The sequence below is a fragment of the Pseudomonas sp. IT-P258 genome (assembly GCF_949767825.1).
Classification (GTDB): domain Bacteria; phylum Pseudomonadota; class Gammaproteobacteria; order Pseudomonadales; family Pseudomonadaceae; genus Aquipseudomonas; species Aquipseudomonas monachiensis.
The window spans coordinates 1-647 of sequence record NZ_CATKPU010000057.1; the positions used below are offsets into that span (position 1 = coordinate 1).

At 60.3% G+C, this 647-nt stretch carries 2 protein-coding genes and 1 pseudogene; all 3 read right to left on the reverse strand.

Features of this window, described 5'->3' with window-relative positions:
- Positions 1-86: hypothetical protein (locus ACM6G4_RS20645; RefSeq protein WP_224789740.1), on the reverse strand; the 86-nt coding region annotated here is incomplete at its 3' end.
- Positions 83-436, reverse strand: a complete 354-nt coding sequence (locus tag ACM6G4_RS20650; RefSeq protein ID WP_056726684.1) for an NAD(P) transhydrogenase subunit alpha — start codon at positions 434-436, stop codon at positions 83-85. The genes ACM6G4_RS20645 and ACM6G4_RS20650, both read right to left, overlap by 4 nt.
- Positions 437-447: 11 nt before the next feature.
- Positions 448-647: pseudogene (locus ACM6G4_RS20655) on the reverse strand (NAD(P)(+) transhydrogenase (Re/Si-specific) subunit alpha); the annotation flags it as partial.

Here is a 647-nt window from a genome sequence, read left to right on the forward strand (position 1 = left end):
GTGGTGGGGTGCGAGAGGCCCTTGAGCGCCTGGATGAAGCAGACCGAGGCGATCAAATACAGGGACGTAACCAGGTTCATGCTCATGCTTGCTGCACCTCAGCCTTGGCTGCTGTTGCGGTCTTGGCAGCCGGAGCTTTGGCCGCTTTCTTCTTGAACATTTCCAGCATGCGGCGGGTCACCAGGAAGCCACCAAACACGTTGACGGCGGCCAGGGCCACGGCCAGGGTGCCCATGGTCTTGCCCAGCGGGGTCACGGTCAGCGCCGCTGCCAGCATGGCGCCGACGATCACGATGGCCGAGATGGCGTTGGTCACCGCCATCAGTGGCGTGTGCAGTGCGGGGGTGACGTTCCAGACCACGTGGTAGCCGACATAGATCGCCAGCACGAAGATGATCAGGTTGTAGATACCGTGAGAGATCAGCATGTCTTCCATTGTTTTTATCCTCAGCCGTTCTTGCGCACGATCTGGCCGTCGCGGCACATCAGGCACGCGGCGACGATATCGTCTTCAAGGTTGATCACCAGTTGTCCTTCTTTATCGAACAACAGTTTCATGAAGTCCAGCAGGTTGCGGGCGTACAGCGCCGAAGCGTCAGCCGCCACGGCGCTGGCCAGGTTGGTCGGGCCAACGATGGTCACGCCAT

Coding starts and splice junctions, on each gene's coding strand:
- ACM6G4_RS20650 (WP_056726684.1), bottom strand. CDS start 436: ATGGAAGACATGCTGATCTCTCACGGTATCTACAACCTGATCATCTTC.